The organism is Stappia indica (assembly GCF_001696535.1).
Classification (GTDB): domain Bacteria; phylum Pseudomonadota; class Alphaproteobacteria; order Rhizobiales; family Stappiaceae; genus Stappia; species Stappia indica.
The window spans coordinates 430,869-454,106 of the sequence record NZ_MBQE01000002.1 but is presented as its reverse complement, the minus strand read 5'-3'; the positions used below and the strand labels follow the sequence as shown (position 1 = coordinate 454,106).

The following is a 23,238-nucleotide window of genomic DNA, read 5'->3' as shown; positions in this document are numbered from 1 at the left end:
TCCTCAATAGGTCGCTCTGCCGCCGCTGAGATCGAACACGGCGCCGGTGGTGAAAGAATTTTCCTCGGTACAGAGCCAGGCGATCATCGAAGCAGCCTCGGCCGGTTCAAGAAACCGGCTGCGGGGGATCTTCGAAAGCATGTAGTCGATATGCTCCTGGCTCATCTGATCAAAAATGGCGGTGCGCGCTGCAGCTGGCGTTACGCAGTTGACTGCGATGTTGCGGTCGGCAGTCTCCTTGCCAAGTGACTTGGTCAGGGCGATTACGCCCGCCTTCGAAGCAGAATAGGCGGCAGCGTTGGGATTGCCCTCCTTGCCGGCGATGGAAGCCACCGTCACGATCCGCCCATAGTTCCGCTCGATCATCGATGGCAGCAGCGCCTTACAGCAGTGAAACGGGCCATCGAGATTGATTGCCATGATCCGCCGCCATTCTTGCGGGTCATACTCCCACACCACCCCATTGGAGCCGGCAACACCGGCATTGGCGACGAGAATGTCGACCTTTCCGGTCTTCGCTAACGTTTGGCGCCCGGCCTGAGAAACCTGATTCCAATCGGCCTGGTCGACCTCAATAGCCAGGCAGTTGGGACCGATTGTCTCTGCGCATCTTCTGGCGAGCGAGATATCGCGGTCCCAGATGACCACCTGCGCACCGTGCCCTGCAAGCTGCTCCGCCACAGCGCGGCCGATTCCCTGGGCGCCGCCGGTCACGACGGCCACGCGATTTTCGAGATCCAGCTTGTTCATGATTTCTCCTTTGAATGATGGGAAGCGGCGGTATCGGAGCGTTGGTCTATCCGCGAGCGGCTATACCTGCGAGACAACGCGCGGGCTCATCTCAGCAAGGCAGAACGGAGGCGACGTCGGCGGGCGTGTCCCACCTTTTAGATGCCGACATTCCAGGTATTGCGTCAGTGGCACCGGGATATCCCGTCTAAGCCATGAGCGCAGGTGGGGCGGTGCCGCTCGGAACACCGCACTCAGCGGGCTCGATCCCGTAGATGTGGCAAGCCGATCGCCGAAAAATGTCTTCGAGTGCAGCTCCGTCCACCTCGTTGAGAATCTCGAGCAGCACCGCGATCTGTTCACCAAGCTTGCCGAATATGGTTTCAATCGGAAAGTTCGAGCCCCAGATCGTTCGTTCGGGACCAAAGCTCTCAATCGCCTCAAGGACGAAAGGTCTCAGGCGATCGGCTCGCCACGCGCGATCGATCGGCCAGAGCATCGAGAGCTTGATCGCCACATTTCGATGCTTGGCCAGAGTGCGGATCATTGACCGCCAGTTCGAGAAACTGTCTTGCCCTGTTTCAATGCGGGGCCAGCCGAGATGGTTGAGGACGAAGGTCAGTCCTGGCCAGCGCGCGGCCAACCTCGCCGCTTCCGCCGCCTGTCCGGGAAATATGCTGAGATCAAACACTGTGCCGGCCGCCTCCATAGCCGCGAACGCGGGGGTATATCGCGCTGCATCGGCTGCCACACCGCCGGGATTGATCCGGCGATCAGCGTTCAGCCTCATGCGGAAGCCGCGCACGAACGGATCGGTGAGCGCCTCATTAACGAACCCCGCGGCACTCTCGTTCATCATGTCGATCTGCACCACATGTCCGAGAACGAACCCCGGCATCGCCTGGCTCGTCACCCACGCCGTTTCCGCCATGGGATCGGTGCAGCCAGCCTCGACATGGACACCTCCGCGAATGTCGACTGCCGGCGCCATCGCCAAGCGATAGTCTTCAAAACCTATCTCGTCCCTGATTGCATCGGCACTTCCGAAGGAAGGCGGCGGTGCGTCAGGTGAAAGCCACGGATAGAGGAGCCTTCCCGGCTGCCAGAGATGGAAGTGCCCATCGACAACCGGGAAGTCGAGCAAAGGGCACAAGGTCATTTGACCGCCTGGATTTGATCGAGGACGCCCTCGTCCCACCAGCCGGTCTGTCCTTCCATCTTGCGGGCGGCGGCGAGGGCCATTTCCCGCAACTTTTCCCTTTCGGCGTTGGGGAATTCAGCGACCTTTTCGGCACCCGCGAGCGCGGCGACGGCTTCGCGCTTGGCAGCGCTGTGTGAAATGTAGCTGCCCTCCCCCTCCTTCAGCATTTGAGCGATGGCTTCAATATTCTGCTTGCTGGCGCTTTCCGCCATCCAGGCATTAACTTCGTTGACCGCATGCTGGAGATCAGCCTGTTCCTGCTCGGAAAGCGCTTGCCATCGTCCCTCGTTGATCATCCAGACATGGACAGCAAACATATCCTCAAGGTCGGTGATATTGGGCGCTGCCATATGCCAGTTGTTCGGCTTCACGTCGACGGGCAGGCCATGGCCACCGTCGACCAGACCAGTCTGCAGCGCAAGGAAGACCTCGTTCCAGTTGACCGGGGTGGGGTTGGCACCGAGCGCCTTGTAGGACGCCAGCCAGTTGTCCAGTTGCGGCGAGCGGATCTTCAAACCCTCGAAGTCATTGGCGCTGCGAGGCTCGACGCTGGTAAAGTAAGCGCGCGACGGAAGTATCGCCGCACCGAGTATGCGGACACCCTGTTCGGCGGCAATCTGGTCTGCCAAGCCCTTCATGAAATCGCTCTCGAAGACGCTGGCAAGATGAGCATGGTCGCGGAAGATGAAGGCATAGGAGGTCGCCTTCAGAAAGTTCGAATAGGGGGTCGCCCACGCTGCGTCGGTGCCGATGACATCCACGCTGCCTTCGGCGACCTGATCGCGCACTTGCGCCGCATTGCCGAGGACAGGCCCCTCGATGTGCCTGACCTTAACCTTGGCACCGCGCTCCTCCAAGATATCACGCAGCTTTTTGCCGGCGAGGTTGCGGAGGGTTCCAGCCGCGTCGACCGTTGCAACGGTCAGTGTCGTTTCGGCCTGGGCCACGAGCGGCTGCAGCGCAAGCCCCCCCAGCACAACGGCCGATATGGCCAGATGGCGTGCTTTCTCCAAGATCATCTTCTTCTCCTCCAATCGGGTTTTGGTTGTTAGCTTCGCATCTCTCTGCTCAACGACCGACAACCCAACCTGGGACCGCGGTCGAAAGGGCTGGAAACAGGGTCATCAGCAGCAACACGCACAGGAGTGGGATGTAGAACGGCAGAATGGCGCGGGTCATTTGACCCAGAGTCATCTTGGTTATGTCCATCATGACGAACAGCAGCACGCCAAAAGGCGGCGTGAGTGCCCCGACCAAAAGGTTCACGATGATGACCATGGCCGAATGAATGGGGTCGATGCCCATCAGCACCATCGCAGGGCCCAAGACGGGCACGACGATAAGCAGGATCACCGTCGTTTCGATCAGGGCTCCTGCCACCAGCAGGATGATGTTGACCGTAAGCAGGAACAACAGCGGATTGTCGGATAGCCCCTCAATCTGGCTGGCGAACCAACTTACCATGTCGCCCATTGCGAGCGACCACAGGAAAGGGGCAGCCGCGGCGATCAGGAAGGCAAGAACACCAGTGGTGAGTACTGTCTGCACGGCACAGTCCCAGAGCCGGCGCAACGTCAGTTCCCCCTGAACAAAGCCCAGCACTATGGCGTAGACGGCCGTCAGAGCTCCCAATTCGGTTGGAGTGGCAACCCCTGTCAAAAGCCCGGCGATCAGCAACGCCGGGGCGGAAAGGGCCGGCGCCGCCTTGACGAAAGCCTGCCAACGCTCGCCGGCGCTCTTGCGAGGCTGGAGTGGAAACTCGTAAGTCCCCAACCGCGCCATTACAGCGATTGCAACCATCAGGCTTCCCCCCATCAGAAGGCCCGGCAATATGCCGGCAAGAAAGAGTGAGCTGAGCGGCACATTCGCGAGCACCGCATAGACGACCATGATGACTGACGGCGGAACGATGGGCCCTATCACGGAGGAGGCCGCGGTGATGGCGGCGGAGAAGCGTTCCGGATAGCCGGCACGCTTCATCTCCTCGATCTCGATGCGCCCGAGCCCCGCAGCATCCGCCTGGGCGACACCGCTCATGCCCGCAAAGATGATGCTGGCCAGAACGTTGACATGCCCCAAACCGCCTCGCGTATGGCCAACCATGCAGTTGGCGAAGTCGAATATCCTCCGAGCGATGCCGCCGGAACTGAGCACCGCTCCGACGAAGACGAAGAGCGGGAGGGCAAGGAAGGGAAAGCTCTCAAGCCCCGGGGGCATGCGACTGGCCACCACTCCGGGAGAAAATGTTCCGTCGAACAGGAGAAACAGCAGGCTTGCGCCGATAAGCGAAAATCCGACCGGTATCTCGAGCAGAACGAATATGAGCAGGAACAGGAAGATAAAACCGATGCTCACCTCACACCTCCAGCAGCGGCGTGCCGGCGTCTGCAGCGCGGCGTTTTTGGACAACGATATCCATCAAATAATAAAACTGGGTCGCCGCAATGGAGCACATGCCGAAGAAAAGCGGCCAGGCGAACATCCAGCTACGCGGGACGTTGAAGGGCAAAGAGACGGTCAGAGTGCGCGACTGGATCGCCACATAACCATAGGAATAGAAGGCAAGGAGAATCGCGATCAGCAGCACGATCAGGTGCGCCGAACCCGCCCAAATCAGTCGCGCACGCGGTCCTTTCAAACGAGAACTGAAGGTCTCAATCCTTATGTGCCGGCCCGCCTTTGCCGCCACAGCAGCACCAAGAAACGTGATCCAAATGAAGGCGATCATCGCGCCTTCCTCGACCCAGAACAGAGACGACGCCAGCACGTAGCGATAAAAAACCTCCCCGGCCACCATAGCAATCATGGCGAACACGAGCAGGCACGCCACAGCGAGCTCCACGTTGCCGAGTAGCACCAGACAGCGCTTCAGCCCCTGAAGCGCAATCGGTTGTTTGCTGCCAGCCATTTTTCTCCTCCCACACGTCACATCCATCAACAGCTCTTGCAATGGATAACGTTGTCCATTACTCATGGTGAAACTTTCGCCGCCTGTCAAGTTCGCTGGCGGCAGTGGCGGAGAGGCCACCAAGAATTGGTGCGGAGCAGGCGCGCCATTGGAGGATCAGTGAAGAACGACCTGGACACACCGAAGCTGCGGGATGTTGCGCAAGCGGCCGGCGTTTCGGTGATCACTGCCTCGCGCTGCATCTCCAATCCGGAGCGCGTATCCGAGAAAACGCGAACCAAGGTTCTCAGAGTTGCGGAGCAACTCGGCTACATCCCCAATCGGCTTGCCGCGGGTCTCGTTTCCTCCCGCAGCATGGCTGTCGGCGTTGTGCTGCCAACGATCGCCAACCCGATCCATTCGGTACTGCTGGAAGCACTGGCAAGGGAACTCGAGCCGTTCGGCTATCACACCTTGCTTGGCACCACCGACTATGACCGGGACAAGGAATGCGAGGTAATCCGCACGCTCCTTGCTCACAAGATCGACGCGATCGCTCTGGTCGGGAAGGCCCAGAGCGAGACGACGAGGAAGCTTCTCGGCGCCGCGCGCATCCCGGTGGCCGAACTCTTCGAGCTCTACGATGAACCTCTGGATATCAACGTTGGCCTGTCAAACTACGAGGCGGGGGCTGCGTTGGCGCGCTTCCTGCTCGCCAAGGGCAGGCAGCGCATCGCCTATGTGATCCACTCCCAGATCGATGACAGCCGGATGATGTCGCGGCTGGAGGGCTTCCGGACCGCCGCATGCGCAAAGCCGGGCGTACGCATGGAGATTTTCCGTGACAGCTCGAAGCCCGGTGACCTCAAAGAGAGCGTGATCGGCACCATCCTCTCGTCCATGCCCGATGCAGACGCGATCGTGTGCTCGGGCCATCAGGCTGCCGTGACTGCGATATGCACCCTGAGAAGCCAGGGCATCAGCGTGCCATCTGCTATCGCGGTGACCGGTTTCGGCGATTCGCCGGCCTCCTGCTGGGTGCAGCCGTCGCTTACCACTGTCAGCTATCCGATGTCCGAAATCGGCGCAAATGCCGGTCAATTGCTGCTTGCGCGCCTGCGCGGAGAAGAGCTCGAGAACAGTCAGGCTGATCTCGGATTTCGCATTATTGAACGAGGCAGCACCTGACCGAGTTGCGTCGGCCTCAGCCTTGGAGAGCAGAAACTTGAAAATCAAATCCGTCAGGGCATTTCCCATTCAAAGCGAGATGATCGGCGCGCTCTACCAGGAAGGAGCGACCAGTGGCCGCCGGCCGCCCTGGACGAAGACCGCCGAAGTCGCCGGCCCCATGTCCGGCTACACGCGCTTCAAGCGCTCCCGTACAGCATGGCGCTATGATGGTGCGGTGGGATGCCTGGTAACGGCCGAGGATGGGACATTCGGCTTTGGTGCGACACGCTACGATCTCCCGGTTGTCCATCTCATCAACGACCATCTTGGGCCAGTCATCGAAGGCGAGAATGCGCTGGCCATCGAACGAACCTGGGACATGATGGTGCGCGCGGCATCCCCCTATGGCACATCGGGCTTACCCTCCTATGCCATCTCGGCCGTAGATCTCGCGCTTTGGGACCTCAAGGGAAAGCTCCTTGAGCAGCCCGTCTATGCGCTGGCAGGGGGGCCTGTTCGCGACGACCTGCCCGTCTACGCCACCGGCAATGACACCGACTGGAACCTGGAGCTCGGCTTCCGGGGCACCAAACTCGCCTGTGCCTTCGGACCGCACGACGGCCTCCAGGGCCTTGCCCGCAATGAGGAGACGATCGCCAGAACACGCGAGTTGATCGGGCCGGACATCGAACTGATGCTCGACTGCTGGATGGCTCTGGACGTCGACTACGCCGTGCGTCTGGCCGAACGCATTCGGCCCTACGGTCTGCGCTGGATCGAGGACTGCCTGCTGCCCGAAAATGCTGAGGCGCACGATGAGCTACGACGGCGCTTGCCCTCCATGACGCTGGCAACCGGCGAGCATTGGTACAGCATACAGTCGTTCGCATCGGCCTGCATCAGACGTCCCGCCGATGTCCTGCAACCCGACATATGCTGGGCAGGCGGCTTCACCGGTTGCCGCAAGATTGCTCAACTCGCCGAAGCGCACGGGTTAGAAGTGTGTCTGCATGCAGGAGCCAACACTCCCTACGGCCAGCATTTATCGATCACGTCACCGGCGATACGCTGGGCCGAGTATTTCATGGGCAGCGCACCGGGGGTGCCTTTGGAGGACATCCGCATCTTTCCCGGGATGCCAGTGCCGGTTGACGGCTGCATCGTCCCTTCTGACGAACCCGGCTTCGGGTTGGGCCTGACGCTTGATCATATCCGGCAAATGCAGCGGTGAGCATGTGACTGACGGTACCGCGTTCCAGAGGATGCCCATCACGCATCCTGGCTCTCTGCTTTTCACGCCCCCTGCGGTTATCTCCGCGCCGTCGCGGTTCGCCCGGTCGACACGGCCTCATCGGAGCACGGAGGAATGAACATCGGCAGAGTGGCGGCGTTGTAAGACGGTTGGCCACCGCCATCCCGGCCGCCGCCACGCGCGCCCCTATATTCCCGCAAATCAGCAACCGACTGTGAACAAGCAGCAACGATGAAAGGCATGTTGAATGAAGCTTCTACGTGTTGGTGCAAGAGGGCTCGAGAAGCCAGCAATTCTCGATCCAAACGGGCAATTGAGAGACCTTTCTACGGTCGTTGACGACATTTCCGGCGAGGTATTAACCCCCGAAGGTTTGAAGACGATCTCGTCGGCAGACCTGTCGGCTCTGCCGATCCTCGACGGCACCCGCATCGGCCCCTGCGTTGGCAATGTCGGCAAGTTCATATGCATCGGATTGAATTTCGCGGACCACGCGGCGGAGAGCGGTCTGGCAGTGCCGACAGAGCCCGTCATCTTCATGAAGGCGACAAGCGCCATCTGCGGCCCGAATGACGAGATCAAAATTCCGCGTCGTTCCACGCGAACTGATTGGGAAGTGGAACTGGGCGTGGTGATCGGCCAGGGCGGCGTGTATATCGATGAAGCCGAGGCATTCGATCACGTAGCTGGCTACTGTGTTGTCAACGACGTGTCCGAGCGCGAATTCCAGATCGAGCGCGGCGGGACATGGGACAAGGGCAAGGGTTGCGACACTTTTGGTCCGATAGGCCCTTGGCTTGTTACTAAGGACGAAATCACCGACCCGCAAAAACTCAAGATGTGGCTCGAGGTCGACGGCAAGCGTTTTCAGGATGGATCGACTGAAACAATGGTGTTCGGCGTCGCGCACCTCGTCAGCTATGTCAGCCACTTCATGAGCTTGCAGCCCGGCGATATCATTTCCACCGGAACGCCGCCAGGCGTCGGCATGGGCCAGACCCCGCCTGTGTACCTGCGGGGCGGTGAGATGCTTGAACTCGGTATCGAAGGGTTGGGCGCGCAACATCAGCGCGTGGGTCGGGCCTAACCACCGGTACGTATCGTTCACATTTCCAATCCGACCTTCACTGCTGCGGGAGGGAGACAGCCCTCTCCCAGCGGTTCTTTTTCGCCTGTCCGGCAGAAAAATCGCAAGATAGCCTCGACCTTTTTGAGCCGGCCGAATTCTTCGCACTGCCCGAATGTAGAGTTCCTCAGCCTTTCGGGTCAGCATGCTAGCGACGTCGTACGGGATTGAGCCTCCAGCTGGGCGCCGTGTAGCGTCCCCAGCACCATGTCGCTCCGGGGCGTGTCTCGCCAACGAGCTCAGGCAGGCTGCGACGACACTCGTGAGCGCCTCCCCCGACGGGCCGCCCCAGTCGCAGGCAGCAAGAAGTACCGGATCACTGACCACCCAGGATGACAGCACGCCAGATCCGCGCAAATTCATGCGCCGGCAAAGGCCTGTAGAAGTGGTAGCCCTGAGCGAAACGGCAGCCCCATTCTGTCAACAGCGCAGCCTGCTCTGCCGTCTCCACACCTTCAGCAACAACATCCACCCCCATGTTGCGCCCCAGATGGATCATCGATTTCACAATCGCCGTCGCCGAACGGCTCTTGCCGAGGTCAGTAACAAAAGACCTGTCAATCTTGATCTCATTTACCGGAAGTCGCTGCAGGTGAGTAAGCGACGCAAAGCCAGTGCCAAAATCATCCAGCGAAACCCGCACGCCATGTCGTTGCAGTTGCTCCAGGCATTGCCGGGTTCCGGGAGCCAGCTCATCCACCAGGACACGCTCGGTGATCTCGACAGTTAGCTGATGCGGCTCCAGCGCCTTGCGGTCGAGCTTTTGCAAGAGCGAGCGCGCCAGACCCTCCTGCATCAGCATCTCGGTCGAGAGATTGACAGAAATACTGCCCAGCTGCGCAGGCCAAGACCCCCATTCCGCCACGTCCGCCAGCACAAGCGACAGGATGTGATCATTGATCGCCTTGCCGACCTTGGGGGCATCAAGGGCCGCCCAGACGGAGAGAGGCGAAAGGATCCCCTCAACGGGATGTCTGACCCGTAGCAAGGCCTCTGCCCCCGCCACTCGACCGGATGCCAGATCAATCATCGGCTGATAATACGGCACCAGCCAGCGGCATTTGAGTGCCTGCCTGGCGAGCTCAATCTGCTCCACACGATGATCGATTGCCTGTTGAAGCGCCGGACTGAACAATTTGACATCATGCCCACTGTCAGCTTTTGCCGCGTAAAGGGCAATCTTTGCACGACGGATCAAGTCGTCGCTCTTGTCGCCCCGCTTTGATCGCGCACAGCCAATTCTCACCCCGACATTGCGGGTTTTCGCGCTTCGGGCCAAATGACCCTCAAGCTTCCGAGCAAGCTGACCGGCAGAGCGCTGCAGTGCAGCCTCATCCCCCACATCACAAAACACCAGGGCAAACTGGTCACCGGCAATGCGCCCGATAGTGTCACCCTCAGACAAACACTCCCGCAAGATCCCGGCAAACAGGCGCAGGACCGCATCGCCGACCTCATGGCCAAAACGATCATTCAACGGTCGGAACCCCCGCAGGTCCATCAGCAGCAGGTCGACTGAGGTCCCGTCTTTGGCTTTCGCAATCGCCGCCCGCAGCCGATCCTCAAACGCTCGACGGTTTGGAAGCCGGGTCAGATCATCGATATCGGCCTGCTTGCGCAAACGCTCATGTGCCAGCTCCAGATCGTGAATGTCTTCAACCGCGCCATACCATTTTACAATCTGACCATTCGTATCCCGCCGCGGCGTCGCCCGCGCCCGGACCCAGCGATAGCCACCATCGCTCAGTCTGATCCGGTATTTCAGGTCCGCAGGATCTCCGGTCCGCAGACATTCAGCCCAATAGCCATGCACACGATCGATATCGTCCGGATGAAGCGACTGGAACCAGCCCGTACCGATCGCCCTGTCCACGGGCTGGCCGGTTGCCTCGCGCCACCTTGAAGAAACGCTCAAGATCCGGCCTTGCGGGTCGGCCGTCCATGGGATTTGAGGATTGTGCTCGACCGTATGACGATAGTGCTCTTCGCTCTCGCGCAGAGCCTGCGTGGTCCGCGCTTTATCGATCGCAACAGCGGCCAGCTGACGAAGAATGTCGAGGCTCTCCAGCTCATCGTCCGTGGGCGCACGCTCTTCGTCAAAGTAGAAGCCATAGGTCGCAAGCACCCGGCCATCCGTGCCATAAACGGGCCGTGACCAGCACGCTTTGACGCCCAGCGAGACAAAGGCCTCGCGCCAACCATCCCACAATGGATCCGTCGCAATGCTCGCCGAGATAATGTCTCGTTTTTCAAAGGCAGCCGTGCCGCATGAGCCAACGCCTGTCCCGACCTTCGTCCCGGGGATCATTGCCTGAAGCTCACGTGGCAGAAACGAAGCCGCGCCGCCCGTGAACTCAGTTCCATCCTCACTCAGCAAGAGGACCGTGCAGCGGCTTCCCGGCAGCTGTTCCTCACCCAATTCACACAGCGCTGTAAGGAGCGTCTCAACATCTTCCCCGGCAACCACTTTCTGGAGAATGTCGGCCTGAACCCGGTCTTTTGTCTGACTTGCAATGAGGTTGTGAATGTCAGCCGAATAACCGATCCAGTGGCCGTCACCATCTGCAACTGGATTGGCCCTCACAAGATGCCACCGATACCACCCATCGCGGCGACGAAAACGGATCTGGGTCTCATAAGCAGGGTTTTGCCCACTGGCCCGCAAGGGCCAGAGCGCTGCGATCACCTTCAAATCGTCCGGATGCACCACCTGCATCCACCCCACCCCCAGCGACGCCTCACTGGAAAGTCCGGTATATTCGCACCAGGCACAATTGACGAAATCAATGTGGCCATTGGCATCCGACAACCAGACAAAGCCCGGCACGGAGCGCGTAAGGGTGTCGAACAAGCGATCGACTCCCCTCTCCTGAGCATAGGGTCTGCTGGATCCAACCATGCCACGCTCCGCTCACCTCAAACCTGCACCACCCGCTTTCGACACTGCCGGCCGCATAATGAAACTCGCTGCATCAACCGGAAGGCTCATCTGTCGTATTTGAAGACGAGTGCCCTCCCCTTCCGATCTCTGCCAAGGTCACCGTGTTCCGACCCAGCTTCTTCGCCCGATAAAGCGCCCGATCAACGGTCGCAAAAATCGTCTTGGCGTTGCCACACCCCGCGAACAGTCCAAGCCCCATAGACACAGTGGCAACCCCGTGGGGTCGGTTTCCGCCATGCTCAATCGCAGCCTCCTTCACGCGATCGATGATGGCCCGGTGAAACGCGATTGCAGCAGCCTGATCCCGATGCAGGGATGTGATCGCGAACTCCTCACCGCCAATGCGATATGTCTCGGCCGAGTTTCGGTCGCAGGCCTCACTCAAAATCTCGCCAATTCGCTCCAGAACCTGGTCTCCCGCCGCATGACCGTAGCGGTCATTATAGGCCTTGAACCGATCGACATCGGCCAAGGCGAAAGACTTGACGGCCCCTTCCGCAGGCGACGACATGAATTCCGGCAATTCGCTGGCATAGGCACGCCGGTTGAGCAGTCCGGTGAGCGGGTCGATCCGCGCGCTCCAGGCTTCGGTTACGTCGCTGAAAATCCAGATGCGGCTATACCCGCCGTCGCCGGCATCCAGTGACACGCTACGGCGATTGAAGACGCGGCCATCATTGAACGTCAGCTCGTCCTCAGACGAATCCGGACGATGATAGAGACGCTCGACGAGCTCCAGAAACGATTGAGGATCGTCGAGCTGATCCAGCACATGCGCGAGCATCGTCCGATCTCCAGCTTCCACGACGTCTCGCGGAATTCGCCAAAGCCGCTCGAAGGCTTCGTTGAAGTACAGAACTTCGCGGTTGCGGCCGATGATCAGAACGCCGTCAGGCAGGAGATCCAACGTTTTTCGCATAAGCGAATACGATGTCTGAAGGCTCTGAAGATCGTTTGTTGGCTCAACCACCCTTCATTTCCAAGCGTCGCTAGATGGGATCGAGAATCTTGATGAAGATCTATTTATATTTCCTTAAAATACAAGAGAATATCCACCTGAACAAAAAAGAATCGGCACCCTTCGAATCCTGCTCGGGTCTGCAAACCGCATTCACAATCGGGAAGTTTGTTATTCGCACGCCAAAGAACCGCCGCACGCAATTGCGCCAGGATTGCATATGAGAATGATCCTGTTCATAAACATGACGGACATCAATTGGAAAGATCCTGAAAGCAATGCGCCTCACATCCTTCACCGATTTCGGCTTACGGATGCTAATGCGAATGGCGGGGGAGCCGACACGTGCTTTTTCTACAGCTGAATTTGCCAGGGAATTCGGTTTGTCGCGCAATCATCTGGCCAAGGTCATGCAACGCCTCGCAGAAGGTGGACTGATCGAGACGCGTCGTGGCAGCGGCGGGGGCGCCATTCTTGCACTACCGCCCAATCGCATCAAACTTGGTGCGGTCGTAAACATACTGGAAGATGGCCATTCGCTTGTAGAGTGTTTCGTCACAGAAACTAGCAGCTGCACGCTAGATGGGCGCTGCCGGCTGAAGGCGCGTTTGCGATCAGCCGAGTCCGCCTTCTTCGCCGATCTCGACCTCGGAACACTTGCCGACATAGCTCTCCCGCCACAAAACCATTAGGTGAGACGGTCGAAGCTGGTGCGTGGCAGATGCTGACAAACAGTGATCCTCCTCGTCACCGGCTGGGCAGGCATCACAAGACGGATTACCGCGGATATTACGCCCATGCCGCGATTATCGCGAGAATAGCTATAGCCAGCGCAAGCAGACTTGGCAGAATAACTGCAACCCCAGATGCCAATGCAAGTGCGGCAACCCAATCGAAACGCCTGTCAGAAGCATGCGACATCTTGTCTCCTCTCTCAGACATTCATGAGACCAGAATCGATGTGAGACGACACAGATCCTCCGTCGTGTGTTGGTTGGCCCATAGTCTGCTGTCAGTCGTCCTCTCGCACGACGCTTCTGTAAGCGTGCCAAGTGGCATGTCCTAGGAGCGGAAAGATCACGATCATCCCGATCAAGCCGGTCGCGACACAAAGGACGAAGAGGGCGAGCATGATGCCGCCCCACATGACCATCGTTGGCAAGTTGTTCCACACCAGCTTCATGCTGGTCCCCATTGCCGTCAGTGCGTCGACCCGGCGATCAAGAAGCATCGGAACCGCAAAGACACTGATTGCGAATGAAAAAGATGCAAAAAGACCCCCAATGGCGGATCCCACAAGCAGCATTGCCCAACCATAGAGCGTGCCAAACAGCACCGGCACGACCCCTTCGAGGCCCGGAAAAGCGCTCACTCCGAAGAAAAGCGCCCAAAGCAGGACTGCCGCGCGGTTCCACAACAGCATCAACAGGCAAAGCAGCAGGCCAGTAAAAAACACCTGCGCTCCTGCGCTCGGACGGACCCGCAACATCGCGCCGAAGCCGATCTCGCCTCCCTTCTCGATTGCCCGGCTCTTCTCATAAAGCCCGACGGCAAGGAACGGGGCCACGATCATGAACCCCGCCAGCGAAGGAAACAGGATGTAATCACGTCCGAATGCGACCAGCGTCCAGACGAACAGCACCGACAGGACGAAGATGCCGCCGCCATATGCCACGCTGGCAGCCGGTCTGATCCAGAAGTCTCGCCACCCGGCCTTCAACCAACGCAATCCCTCGAAGAGCGGAAGGTGGCGCTGAAGTTTCGGATCGCGGGTCTCGCCGATCCCCGACGTCTCGCTGAGCAACCAGTACGACTTGTTGGTCTCGCCCATCCTCGCTCTCCTCAACATGCCGACTTGGCCGCGCGATAGCCCTCGCCCTCAACCGGCGCCTTCAGATGATCCACGCAGTCGGGCTGCGATTGTACGGCCACATAGACAAGATGAACGTTTGCTCCGACAAAAAGCAGCAACCCGGCCGGCACCAGCAACCATGCGAGCCACGCTTTTCGCGAGCGATGCACGGGTGTCGTCATGGCTGTCGCATTCCAAGATCGTGGACATAAAGGGCAAGGGTCTTGATCTCGGCAGCGGTCAGACGCTCATCCCAGGTCGGCATGTGCCCCTGCCGTCCGCCGTGCACCGAAGCAATAATGGTGTCGAGGTCGCCGCCATAGACCCAGTACGGGTCGGTAAGGTTGGGGGCACCGACATCACGGATGCCCTCGCCGTTCTCGCCGTGGCACGCGGCGCAGGTCGTTGCGAACACCTCCTGTCCCGCCTGGATGCGGTCCAGATTGTCTGGCGTCGAGTAATCCGGGTGGGAGAGGGAATAGACATAGGCCGCCACGCTGCGAACCTGCTCTCGATCGAGCATCTGATCGCGCCCGAATGCGGGCATTTGGGCAATGCGTGTCTCCGGATGGAGGGTATTGATGCCGACGCGCAAGGTCTCCTCGATAAGCGCCGGTTCCCCGCCCCACAGCCAGTCGTCATCGGTGAGATCCGGATAGTTCGCGCGCCCCCTGCCATCGCGGCCGTGGCAGGCTGCGCAATTGTCGCCAAAAAGCTGCCGCCCGCTGCTTCGCACGACATTCATCAGATTCTCGTCCGAAAGGATCGCCTCGTAGGGCTCGCTCTCGAGGCGGGTCGCCCAGTTCGCCCGTTCCCGTTGTCCCTCAATGACGCGCGCCTCAACCGTAGTCTTCTGGTCGATATCGAGCAGGCCCTTTGTGTAGGTCGTTCCCAACGGCCAGGAAGGCACCAGAAACCACCAGACGATTGCCCAGACATGCGTCACGATCAGGAACATGAGCACACCACGCGGAACCGGAGTGTCCAGTTCCTTGATGCCGTTCCACTCGTGGCCAGTGGTCTCGCGACCGCTGACCGGATCGCGTTCTACTTCTGCCATGGCGTGTCGTCCCGGTCGAGAATGCTGTGTTTGGCCCTGTCAAAACGTGACCTGTTCGACGGCCAGAAGGCGTAGACAAGGACACAGACAAAGAAGGCCATCAGATAGAAAAGCCCCCAGCTCTTGGAGAATGCGACAACGGCATTGTGATCGAAATCCATCCGCACTCCTCCTCAATCGTCGGGATCCGGTTTTGTTTCCGGAGCAGCCGTATTCTCGTAGGCCGCGTTGGTGAGTCTGCCCAGAACCTGGAGGTAGGCGACCAGCGCGTCCATTTCCGTAACGCGCGTGGTCACGCCGTCGAATGCGCTGATGTTGGTCTCTTCGCCATATCTCTCGACGACGCCTGCGGCATAGTCCGTATCGGGCGTTGCCTGACCGTAGGCGTCGCTGGCCGCGTTCTCGATCATCTCCGCCGTGTACGGCACGCCGAGCGCCTGTTGCGCCGCCAGATGCAGATGCAGGTCATTTGTCTTCAGGGGAGTACGTGCCAACCATCGATAGGCTGGCATGTTGGACTCCGGAACGACATCACGCGGGTTGTTGAGATGGGCGACGTGCCAGAAGTCGGAGTATTTTCCACCGATGCGCGCGAGGTCCGGACCCGTGCGTTTTGAGCCCCACAGCATCGGGCGGTCATATTGCGACTCTACCGCAACCGAATAGGGCCCATACCGCTCCACTTCGTCCCGCAACGTGCGGATCATCTGGCTGTGACAGGCATAACAGCCTTCGCGAATATAAATGTTGCGCCCGGCGAGCTCCAGCGGCGTGTACATGCGCATGTCGGGCGCATCCTCGACCGTCTCGTCGATGGTGAAGAGCGGCGCAATCTCCACGATGCCCCCGACGCTGGCAGCCGCGATGATGCCGAGCACGAAGAGAACGGCGGAACGCTCGAGTTTACGGTGGAAGAGCTCAGGCATCGCTCATTCTCCAGGCACGGTTGCAGGTGTGACCGGGGCGTCCCTTTCGGGCGCGGCGTGCGGAGCGGATCGCACCGTCATCCACATGTTGTAGCAACCGATGATCGTACCGATGAGGAAAAGCAACCCACCGAAGGCACGGGCGATGTAATAGGGATACATCGCAACGAGAGAGTCTATGAATGAATAGGATAGAGCGCCATCCTCTGTATAGGTTCGCCACATCAGGCCCTGAATGATACCAGAATTCCACATCGCAAAGACGTAAATCAGCGCCCCGGCGATCGATAGCCAAAAATGAACCTCAACCAGAGCGTCGGAATACATGCCCTGACGCTTCCACAACTTGGGAACCAGGGTGTAGAGCGATCCGAAAGTAATGAGCGCGACCCATCCGAGCGCTCCTGCATGAACGTGGCCAACCGTCCAGTCCGTATAATGCGAGAGAGAATTGACGGGCCGGATCGCCATGAAGGACCCTTCGAAGGTCGACAATCCGTAGAACACGGCCGCAGCCATCATGAAGCGGAGCGTCGCATCCTGGCGCACCCGGTGCCAGGCGCCGTTCAGCGTCAGCAAGGCATTGCCTGCCGAAGCCCAGGAGGGCACCAACAGCATGACTGAGAAGGTCATGCCCAGCGTCTGAACCCAGTGAGGGAGCGCGGTATAGTGGAGATGGTGCGAGCCCGCCCACATGTAGAAGAAGGTGATACCCCAGAAGCTGAGGATGGAAAGCCTGTAGGAAAAGATCGGACGCTGTGCCCGGACGGGCAGATAGTAGTACAGCATTCCGAGGAAGCCTGCCGTCAGGAAGAAGGCGACGGCGTTGTGACCGTACCACCACTGGACCATGGCATCCTGCACGCCAGGCCATATCGTGTAGCTCTTCGCGTGCCCCCAGGAGATCGGGAGAGCGAGATTGTTCACGATGTGCAAGATCGCCACAACCACAATGAATGCCATGAAATACCAATTGGCAACGTAGATATGAGGCTCATTCCGGCGCGCGATCGTCTTGATGTAGAGAATGAAATACGTGACCCAGACAATGACCAGCCAGATATCCGCATACCACTCAGCTTCCGCGTATTCCTTGGACTGGGTGATCCCCATCAGGTAACCAGATATGGCCAGCACGCAGAACAGGTTGTAGCCCAGTAGCACGAACCAGGGGCTCACCTGCCCCGCAAGCCGCGCGCGCGATGTCCGCTGCACCACGTGGAAGGATGTCGCAATCAGCGCGTTGCCGCCAAAGCCGAAGATAACACCGCTCGTGTGTGTCGGACGGAGCCGTCCGAAGGACGACCAAGCGGCATCGAAGGCAAGATCCGGCCAGGCGAGTTGCGCCGCGACCCAGACCCCCATGAACATGCCGAAGACGGCCCACGCCATCGCAAGGGCGATACCGGCCTTGATCGGATCGTCATAATAGGAAACGGATCGGTCCTGCGTCGGTTCGGCTGCATAGAAGGAGGACATGATCCGCCAGGCGACAAAACCTCCGCAAAGCATAACGATCACACCGTGGACACCCAGCACGTCGGAGCGTCCGAGAACCGCCATCACCAAACCTGCAACGGCGACACCACCAGCCAGAACCAGCGCGGTCTGTCGCTCGGAGGAGGTGAGATTTGCCAACATGTTTCCCGATCCCTGCGCAGCTGTCACGACGGCAGCTTCCCCCGAATCTCCAATCACTTCAACCGTTGGAAAGCTAGAACAAGCCGAACCTGACGAATTCCCGAATAATTAACATCTGTATAAATGCTTATGCACTTGCCGACGACAAAGAGCTCGCGCAACGAAATTTTGGAACGCTCGAGAGATACTGAACTGCGCGGTGCAGATAGCTCCGCAAGTAGGTTTACGCAGCTCAAAACAAATTCACTATCCCCGCCTCTCGGCCACCCACCGCATTGCGGCCGGTTCTGTATTGGCTTAGGACACTCACGCTATGGAAATGGTCCTGCCTCCCTTTTCCGCTGCCAGCTCTTCTCCCTTGGGCATCAGTCCTTTGCAGCCGGCATCGAAAGCCGGATGACTGCGGAATTGCCTCGGACCGCTCAGGTGTGCGGCAGGCACCGGGTGTTCGTCGCCTTTTGCGCCTCGTACATCCGGATGCGACGCTCTCTTTCTGAAGATGACATCAGACGTGCCGCACAGCCCTCATAAACGATCAGATCCAGCCAGAGCAGCCAAATCGGTCACGGCACCGCTTCGCAACGGCTTGAAAGTCCGGGGTGTGCTCATGCTCAGGGCGCTAGGCCCAGCCATGTCCCGCCCCAAGCCAGCGGAGACCTTGCGTGCCGCCCTGGGAGCCGGACTTGGCCTTGCCGTGTGCGGCATCGTTCTTCTTGCTCTGGAAACCTGGCGCGGCGGTTCCTCGGATTTTCTGCTGATTGCGCCGCTTGGCGCAACAGCCTTTCTGGTCTTTGCGGTCCCCAACTCTCCGCTCGCGCAACCCTGGTCAGCTGTCGTTGGGAATTCCGTATCGGCCCTCGTGGCTGTCGCGGTTCTAGGTCTCAACCTTGGCACAGAAATGTCGGCAGGATTGGGTGTCGGAGGCGCCATCCTGGCCATGGCACTTCTACGGGCAATGCATCCGCCGGGAGCGGCCGTTGCGCTTGCGACAGTCCTTTCGTCTTCAGACATCGCAGGCCTGAGCTTCGGGTTCGTTCTATCGCCGGTCATGCTGGACACGGCGCTGCTAGTCGGGCTGGCGGTGCTCTACAACCGCCTGACGGGGCGCAAGTATCCGTTTCGCCAACCCTCTCCGGCAGGACAGCACGCAACAGCTGATGCAAGTCCGGAACGTCGCCTGGGATTGTCGGCAGACGACCTGGCGGCGGTTCTCGACCGTTTCAACCTCAGCGCCAATATCGGAGCGGAAGATTTCGGGCGCGTTCTCGCTGCAGCCGAAGCCGAGGCGGCTCGCAGATATTTCGATGATCTGACCTGCTCTGACGTCATGTCGCGCGACCTCGTTTGCGTCACGGAGGAAACCCGGCTCGGCCGCGTCGCCGACCTCTTTCGTGTGCATGGGTTCAAGACGCTGCCAGTGATCGACAATGATGGCCGGTTTCGCGGGCTCATCAGCCAGAACGATCTGATTCAGCGCGCGCGTGCCGACGCACTCTTGCGGCGGGACCGTTTCTCCTCAGCGCTTCTGGGAATGCTGGAAAATGTGCGCGGCGGTGCGCTCGCGCGTGACGTAATGACGGCAGAGACGTCCATCGTGGCGCCGGAAGACGGGATCGGCATTCTTGTGCAACTCCTCTCCGACAGCGGCGTTCAAGCTGCACCCGTTCTGTCCGACGGGCGGATCATCGGAATTGTGACCCGCTCCGATCTCCTGGTGGTCCTTGCGAGGCGGACGATCCTCGCTGGTCTCATACAGCGCGCGGCATAGCTCTATTGTGCAAGGGGTCCATGTCGTGAAGATCGACAAGCACTCTCCTGCGGCAACTATCGACTTTTCATCCTTTCTCAGGCGCGTAAAGCCGCAGGGCAATACCTTGCTCTACGGCGCCATCGTGGCCGCGCTCTCGTCTCTCTCGGCGCGACGACGATAGCTCCTAGAACGGAACTGATTGGCCGAGAAGAGACTTGGGACGCTCACGAACTGGAAAAGCCTTACTATATCCGCATCAGAAGGTTGCTTTCAGTCCAGCATAGAAGGCGCGCCCGTCTCCGGGCAGAAACGCTGCCTGATCAGGTCGAGCCTGGTCGACGATCAGTGTCGAGGACGCGTAGGTTGCATCAAAAAGGTTGGTTACTTCACCGAAGACCGACACGGTATCGCTAATCCTGTATTCGCTGCGCAGGTCGACCACGGCATAGGGATCGGCGAACAAGGTGTTCATGTTATCGACCGGCGTCCTGCCCGGCACCCATCTGATCGACGCTCCCAGGCTCCAGTTCTCGCTCGCCTGAACCTGCAAGGCGGCCTGGAGAAGATGACGAGGGGCCCCGGCCAGACGATTGCTGCCCCGTACGGGGTCATCGTGGAACCGGAAGTCCTGGAAAGTGTAGGCAATCCGCCCCCTCAGCCAATCGGTAAACGTCGCTCCCATGCCAAGCTCGACACCGAAGTGCCGAGTGTCGTCCGCATTGACCGCCCCCAGCGACGCGCCCGTGACATCGCGCAAGCTCAAGAGTTCGTTGTTCACCCAGGAATAGTAGGCGACGACATCCCAGGACAGGTGGCCTGTTCCTGTCCGCCCTCGCCAACCCGCCTCCACAGTGGTGGCGGACTGAGCATCGAGATCCGGCGTGCGGAAGGCTGGCGCCGCCGTTCCGGGGTTGCCTGGATTGGGCCTGCCCGGGCTGCTGTTCGGAGTGCCGTTGACCGTCGCAAGAAGGTCGTCGTGGGTCGGCGGCTCGAAGCTCCGGCTCACAGCAGCAAAGAGGGTCTGGGTATCGGTCGGACGGAATGTGAAACCGAGGCTCGGTGCCCAGCCGCTATAGGACCGGGAGTAGCTCGTGTTCTCCGTCGGCACCGCCCCGTTGGGGAGCGCAACGGAAGGATTGGCCGGATTGTAGGCGATGGTCGGGCGGGTTGCCTCGCCATAGACATCGTCATTGTCTCGGACGGAATGGGAAAACGAGATCGCTGGCGAAACGGTGACCTGTGCGCCCAGAGGAAGATTGAAACCCGCATGCACCGACAGCGTGGCCGCGTCGAGCGCGTTCTGACCGAACCGCGCGCCCTGCTCTCCCTGCTGGTTCAGAAAATAGTCGCGCGAGGCCGAACCGACGACATATTGTGCGGTCGCCTCGAACAGAGGCAGGGTCGCCGTCTCGTCAGGCTTGAACGCATATCGCAGCACGCCGGTGAAATCGCCACCTTCGGTTTGGCGAATGCCCGAGGAAATCGGAAAGCGGAAGATGTCTTTCGTGTAGGTGTAGCCGAGCGCCACATCAAAGGTGTGTTCATCGAGTTCGACCGTCGTCCTCGACCCGACCAGAAACTGGCTCGCGTCGCGTCTGGGTCGGTCTCGAACCACATTCGGTCCCGGAAACTGCACAGAACCCATGGAAACACGCGGTCCGGTAAAGACCTGGCGCGGATCCGCTTCCATGACGCTCTTTGGCAGCGGGCCGGCCACATCGAAACCAAGATCCGCGTAGCCCGCGAAGATCCGGGCCGTCACCCTGTCCGACACCTGCAGTCCAACATTCGCACCAAGGCTGACGCGGCTCGACTCGTTGTAATCTCGAAAACCGTCGCGGCGACTGACATCGAAACGGAGCAGCCCGTCATACCGGTCGACCCCGTAGCCGACTTGGCCCGATAGCCCTGCCTGACCGAAGCTCCCGCCGCGTGCCACCAGTTCGGCCCCAGGGTCGGCCCACCCGGTCGCGGAGATGAAGTTCAACGCACCGCCGAGAACGGTCGCGCCGAGACGGTTCGCGGTATATCCACGGAACACCTCAATCGCGTCGGCCTGACGTGGATTCGCAAAGCCCACGATATAGGACCCGTCAGCCCGATTGATCGGCAATCCGTCCTGCAGCACAAGCACGCCGCGCTCGACGGGATTTTGCTGCAGACCTGAGCCACGGATCTGGATCCTGGGCTGATCATTGCCGCCGAAGAAGTCCTGCACCACCACACCGGGAACCGCGGCAAGCGCCCGGGAAACCGTCATGTGCCCGGAGACCGGATACTCGGCTGCAGACACGACGGCAACGCCGCCGGCAAGCCCGTCAAGCAACTCCTGCAGATCGCCGCGCAACGCGGAGACCACGATCGTATCGAGGACGGTGGCTCCTGGCGCCGCAGACTGCGCATTGCCACTTTCGCTTCCCAGAAAGACCACTGCAGCCGTCGAGCAAAACAGGCGCAGGCTCAAGGTCCCAAAGACGGACAGAGCTACGGACGGCTTTGTTGCAGATTTCAGACAGACACGGCGATACGTAATCACGTTCAACCTCCAAACCGGTACGGGATGTTCGTCGGGTTTGGCTGCCGCGCCTGAAATCGACCAAAGGATTCAGGGCCGGTGGCTGGACCGGGATATTCGGCAAGGATCTCTGCAGCGATACCACGCCCGGATCTGCGCGATTTTGTCGCCGCTCGCCCTCGCTAAAAGTCGACTCTTCCAATCAGGATTGAGACGGCGTATAGCCTTAACATATAAATCGGTATTTAAAATACCTATTGAGGCTCACATGACCTCCACTGCGGCAAACAAGGCAAGATACGGCAGGCCACCTCGCCGCCATGTCTGGACAGCACTCGGATGGGCCGCCCTTTCTGCGGGCGCGGCAGGCATCGTCCTGCCCCTGGTTCCAACCACTCCCTTCGTGGTTCTCGCTGCGGCAGCTTTCGGGAAGGGCTCCCCGCAGCTGAAACGACGACTGGAAGACAGCGACACATTCGGTCCCGCTCTTGCCCGCTGGCGAGCAGGCGGTGCGATCGCTCCACGCCACAAGGCGGTGTCCGTCGCGACCATGGCCGCGATGTTCGGGACCAGTCTCGCGTTGGACGCGGCCCCATGGATCTTGGCCGTACAGGGCGCATGCATGTCCGGCGCGGCACTGTTCATTCTTACCCGTCCGGGCACAGGACGGCGCAATGCGACACCCAACCGGGAGGATGGCAATCCGCAACCCGCGGCGAGAACCACTCCATGACGAAGAGCCTGGGCACCGCGCTTGCGATCCATACTCTCGCCGTCCTCGGCCTGTTCGTCGCAGCGGTCGCACTCGCGACCTGGAACGGCGCGCTGTGGCCGCTGGATCTCGGTTTCTCGATCCTGGTTACACTTGTCGGGTTCGGCGTCCTTGTTCTCGACTGGGGGCCGGTCTGGCTGGGCCTTGTGATCGCCTCGGCCAGTCTGAAAACCACCTACGGCCGCCTCCTGCTGTGGCCATTGGCAACAGCAGCGATGATCGGCCTGCATGCCGTCGCTGGCCCGGACCGAGGCTTCATGAAGCTGGACCGTCTCGGAGCAGACGGGACGCTCTACCTCTACGCCATACCCATCGCCCTCGCCCTCGTCTTGGGCTCGCTCCTGCGGGAAGCCTTTCAGGTGATCCGCCGGGGATCAATGACCACCACCGCCCCGCCCCCCGGCGTCATGCCCAGAGCAGACACACGTCCTTGGCACGTCCATACTCGGAGATGAGAC

General features: G+C 60.0%; 21 protein-coding genes. 7 read left to right on the top strand and 14 right to left on the bottom strand.

Translation table 11 applies throughout. The features are described 5' to 3' along the window. Positions 1 to 3: 3 nt before the first annotated feature. The 5 genes from BBX35_RS09985 to BBX35_RS09965 form a co-directional block, all read right to left on the bottom strand. Positions 4 to 750 carry an SDR family NAD(P)-dependent oxidoreductase gene (locus BBX35_RS09985; protein WP_067219261.1) on the bottom strand — a complete coding sequence of 249 codons (747 nt, stop codon included), beginning with the start codon at positions 748 to 750 and terminating at the stop codon, positions 4 to 6. 187 nt (positions 751 to 937) lie between these two features. Then, positions 938 to 1,873, bottom strand: a complete 936-nt coding sequence (locus BBX35_RS09980; RefSeq protein ID WP_171901424.1) for an amidohydrolase family protein — start codon at positions 1,871 to 1,873, stop codon at positions 938 to 940. Between the two features lie 11 nt (positions 1,874 to 1,884). Continuing rightward, positions 1,885 to 2,949 (bottom strand): TRAP transporter substrate-binding protein, encoded by a 1,065-nt coding sequence (locus tag BBX35_RS09975; RefSeq protein WP_141687848.1) that lies wholly within the window; start codon positions 2,947 to 2,949, stop codon positions 1,885 to 1,887. 49 nt (positions 2,950 to 2,998) lie between these two features. Then, entirely contained in the window at positions 2,999 to 4,285 is a 1,287-nt protein-coding gene (locus BBX35_RS09970) for a TRAP transporter large permease (protein WP_067219253.1), read from the bottom strand. 1 nt (position 4,286) lies between these two features. Beyond that, a complete protein-coding gene (locus tag BBX35_RS09965) occupies positions 4,287 to 4,838 on the bottom strand; it encodes a TRAP transporter small permease (RefSeq protein ID WP_067219251.1) in 552 nt (183 codons plus the stop codon). Between the two features lie 159 nt (positions 4,839 to 4,997). Between BBX35_RS09965 and BBX35_RS09960 the strand changes: the two genes are divergently transcribed. From BBX35_RS09960 to BBX35_RS09950, 3 genes are all read left to right on the top strand, one after another. Then, positions 4,998 to 6,005, top strand: coding sequence for a LacI family DNA-binding transcriptional regulator (locus BBX35_RS09960; RefSeq protein WP_067219248.1), 1,008 nt, complete (start codon positions 4,998 to 5,000; stop codon positions 6,003 to 6,005). A gap of 37 nt (positions 6,006 to 6,042) precedes the next feature. After that, positions 6,043 to 7,218, top strand: coding sequence for an enolase C-terminal domain-like protein (locus BBX35_RS09955; RefSeq protein WP_171901423.1), 1,176 nt, complete (start codon positions 6,043 to 6,045; stop codon positions 7,216 to 7,218). 268 nt (positions 7,219 to 7,486) lie between these two features. Further along, positions 7,487 to 8,326, top strand: coding sequence for a fumarylacetoacetate hydrolase family protein (locus BBX35_RS09950; protein WP_067219242.1), 840 nt, complete (start codon positions 7,487 to 7,489; stop codon positions 8,324 to 8,326). A 355-nt stretch (positions 8,327 to 8,681) separates the two neighbouring features. Here the strand turns inward: BBX35_RS09950 and BBX35_RS09945 are convergent, their stop codons facing one another. Together BBX35_RS09945 and BBX35_RS09940 are read right to left on the bottom strand one after the other, a co-directional pair. Further along, the gene (locus BBX35_RS09945; RefSeq protein ID WP_171901422.1) at positions 8,682 to 11,216 is read right to left on the bottom strand and encodes a GGDEF domain-containing phosphodiesterase; all 2,535 of its coding nucleotides are present in this window, start codon (positions 11,214 to 11,216) and stop codon (positions 8,682 to 8,684) included. A gap of 121 nt (positions 11,217 to 11,337) precedes the next feature. Beyond that, on the bottom strand, positions 11,338 to 12,276 hold the full coding sequence (locus tag BBX35_RS09940) for a GGDEF domain-containing protein (protein WP_141402591.1): 939 nt from the start codon (positions 12,274 to 12,276) through the stop codon (positions 11,338 to 11,340). Positions 12,277 to 12,542: 266 nt separating this feature from the next. Between BBX35_RS09940 and BBX35_RS22860 the strand changes: the two genes are divergently transcribed. After that, on the top strand, positions 12,543 to 12,956 hold the full coding sequence (locus tag BBX35_RS22860) for an RrF2 family transcriptional regulator (protein ID WP_083206181.1): 414 nt from the start codon (positions 12,543 to 12,545) through the stop codon (positions 12,954 to 12,956). Between the two features lie 320 nt (positions 12,957 to 13,276). Here the strand turns inward: BBX35_RS22860 and BBX35_RS09935 are convergent, their stop codons facing one another. Genes BBX35_RS09935 through ccoN form a run of 6 tightly spaced genes read right to left on the bottom strand, consistent with a single transcriptional unit; the run spans position 13,277 to position 17,740 of the window. After that, on the bottom strand, positions 13,277 to 14,095 hold the full coding sequence (locus BBX35_RS09935; RefSeq protein ID WP_067219234.1) for a DUF2189 domain-containing protein: 819 nt from the start codon (positions 14,093 to 14,095) through the stop codon (positions 13,277 to 13,279). 11 nt (positions 14,096 to 14,106) lie between these two features. Next, positions 14,107 to 14,298 (bottom strand): hypothetical protein, encoded by a 192-nt coding sequence (locus BBX35_RS22855; RefSeq protein ID WP_083206180.1) that lies wholly within the window; start codon positions 14,296 to 14,298, stop codon positions 14,107 to 14,109. Then, positions 14,295 to 15,176, bottom strand: a complete 882-nt coding sequence (gene ccoP, locus BBX35_RS09930) for a cytochrome-c oxidase, cbb3-type subunit III (RefSeq protein ID WP_067219231.1) — start codon at positions 15,174 to 15,176, stop codon at positions 14,295 to 14,297. The genes BBX35_RS22855 and ccoP overlap by 4 nt, the downstream gene beginning before the upstream one ends. Further along, positions 15,164 to 15,337 (bottom strand): CcoQ/FixQ family Cbb3-type cytochrome c oxidase assembly chaperone, encoded by a 174-nt coding sequence (locus BBX35_RS09925; RefSeq protein WP_067219229.1) that lies wholly within the window; start codon positions 15,335 to 15,337, stop codon positions 15,164 to 15,166. Before BBX35_RS09925 ends, ccoP begins: the two co-directional genes overlap by 13 nt. A gap of 12 nt (positions 15,338 to 15,349) precedes the next feature. Then, positions 15,350 to 16,102 carry a cytochrome-c oxidase, cbb3-type subunit II gene (gene ccoO / locus BBX35_RS09920; RefSeq protein ID WP_067219227.1) on the bottom strand — a complete coding sequence of 251 codons (753 nt, stop codon included), beginning with the start codon at positions 16,100 to 16,102 and terminating at the stop codon, positions 15,350 to 15,352. Positions 16,103 to 16,105: 3 nt separating this feature from the next. Beyond that, positions 16,106 to 17,740: a cytochrome-c oxidase, cbb3-type subunit I gene (ccoN, locus tag BBX35_RS09915; RefSeq protein ID WP_425274578.1), complete on the bottom strand. Its 1,635-nt coding sequence runs from the start codon at positions 17,738 to 17,740 to the stop codon at positions 16,106 to 16,108. A gap of 634 nt (positions 17,741 to 18,374) precedes the next feature. Between ccoN and BBX35_RS09910 the strand changes: the two genes are divergently transcribed. Continuing rightward, positions 18,375 to 19,511, top strand: coding sequence for an HPP family protein (locus BBX35_RS09910; protein ID WP_208979811.1), 1,137 nt, complete (start codon positions 18,375 to 18,377; stop codon positions 19,509 to 19,511). Positions 19,512 to 19,749: 238 nt separating this feature from the next. Here BBX35_RS09910 and BBX35_RS09905 read toward each other — a convergent pair whose 3' ends face one another. Then, positions 19,750 to 22,029, bottom strand: coding sequence for a TonB-dependent receptor family protein (locus BBX35_RS09905; protein ID WP_341871218.1), 2,280 nt, complete (start codon positions 22,027 to 22,029; stop codon positions 19,750 to 19,752). Between the two features lie 247 nt (positions 22,030 to 22,276). Here BBX35_RS09905 and BBX35_RS24085 point away from each other — a divergent pair, with 247 nt between their 5' ends. Together BBX35_RS24085 and BBX35_RS09900 are read left to right on the top strand one after the other, a co-directional pair. Then, complete coding sequence (locus BBX35_RS24085; RefSeq protein WP_083206179.1) at positions 22,277 to 22,741, top strand: YbaN family protein; 465 nt, start codon at positions 22,277 to 22,279, stop codon at positions 22,739 to 22,741. After that, positions 22,738 to 23,235, top strand: coding sequence for a hypothetical protein (locus tag BBX35_RS09900; RefSeq protein WP_067219215.1), 498 nt, complete (start codon positions 22,738 to 22,740; stop codon positions 23,233 to 23,235). The genes BBX35_RS24085 and BBX35_RS09900 overlap by 4 nt, the downstream gene beginning before the upstream one ends. The last annotated feature ends 3 nt before the right edge of the window (positions 23,236 to 23,238 follow it).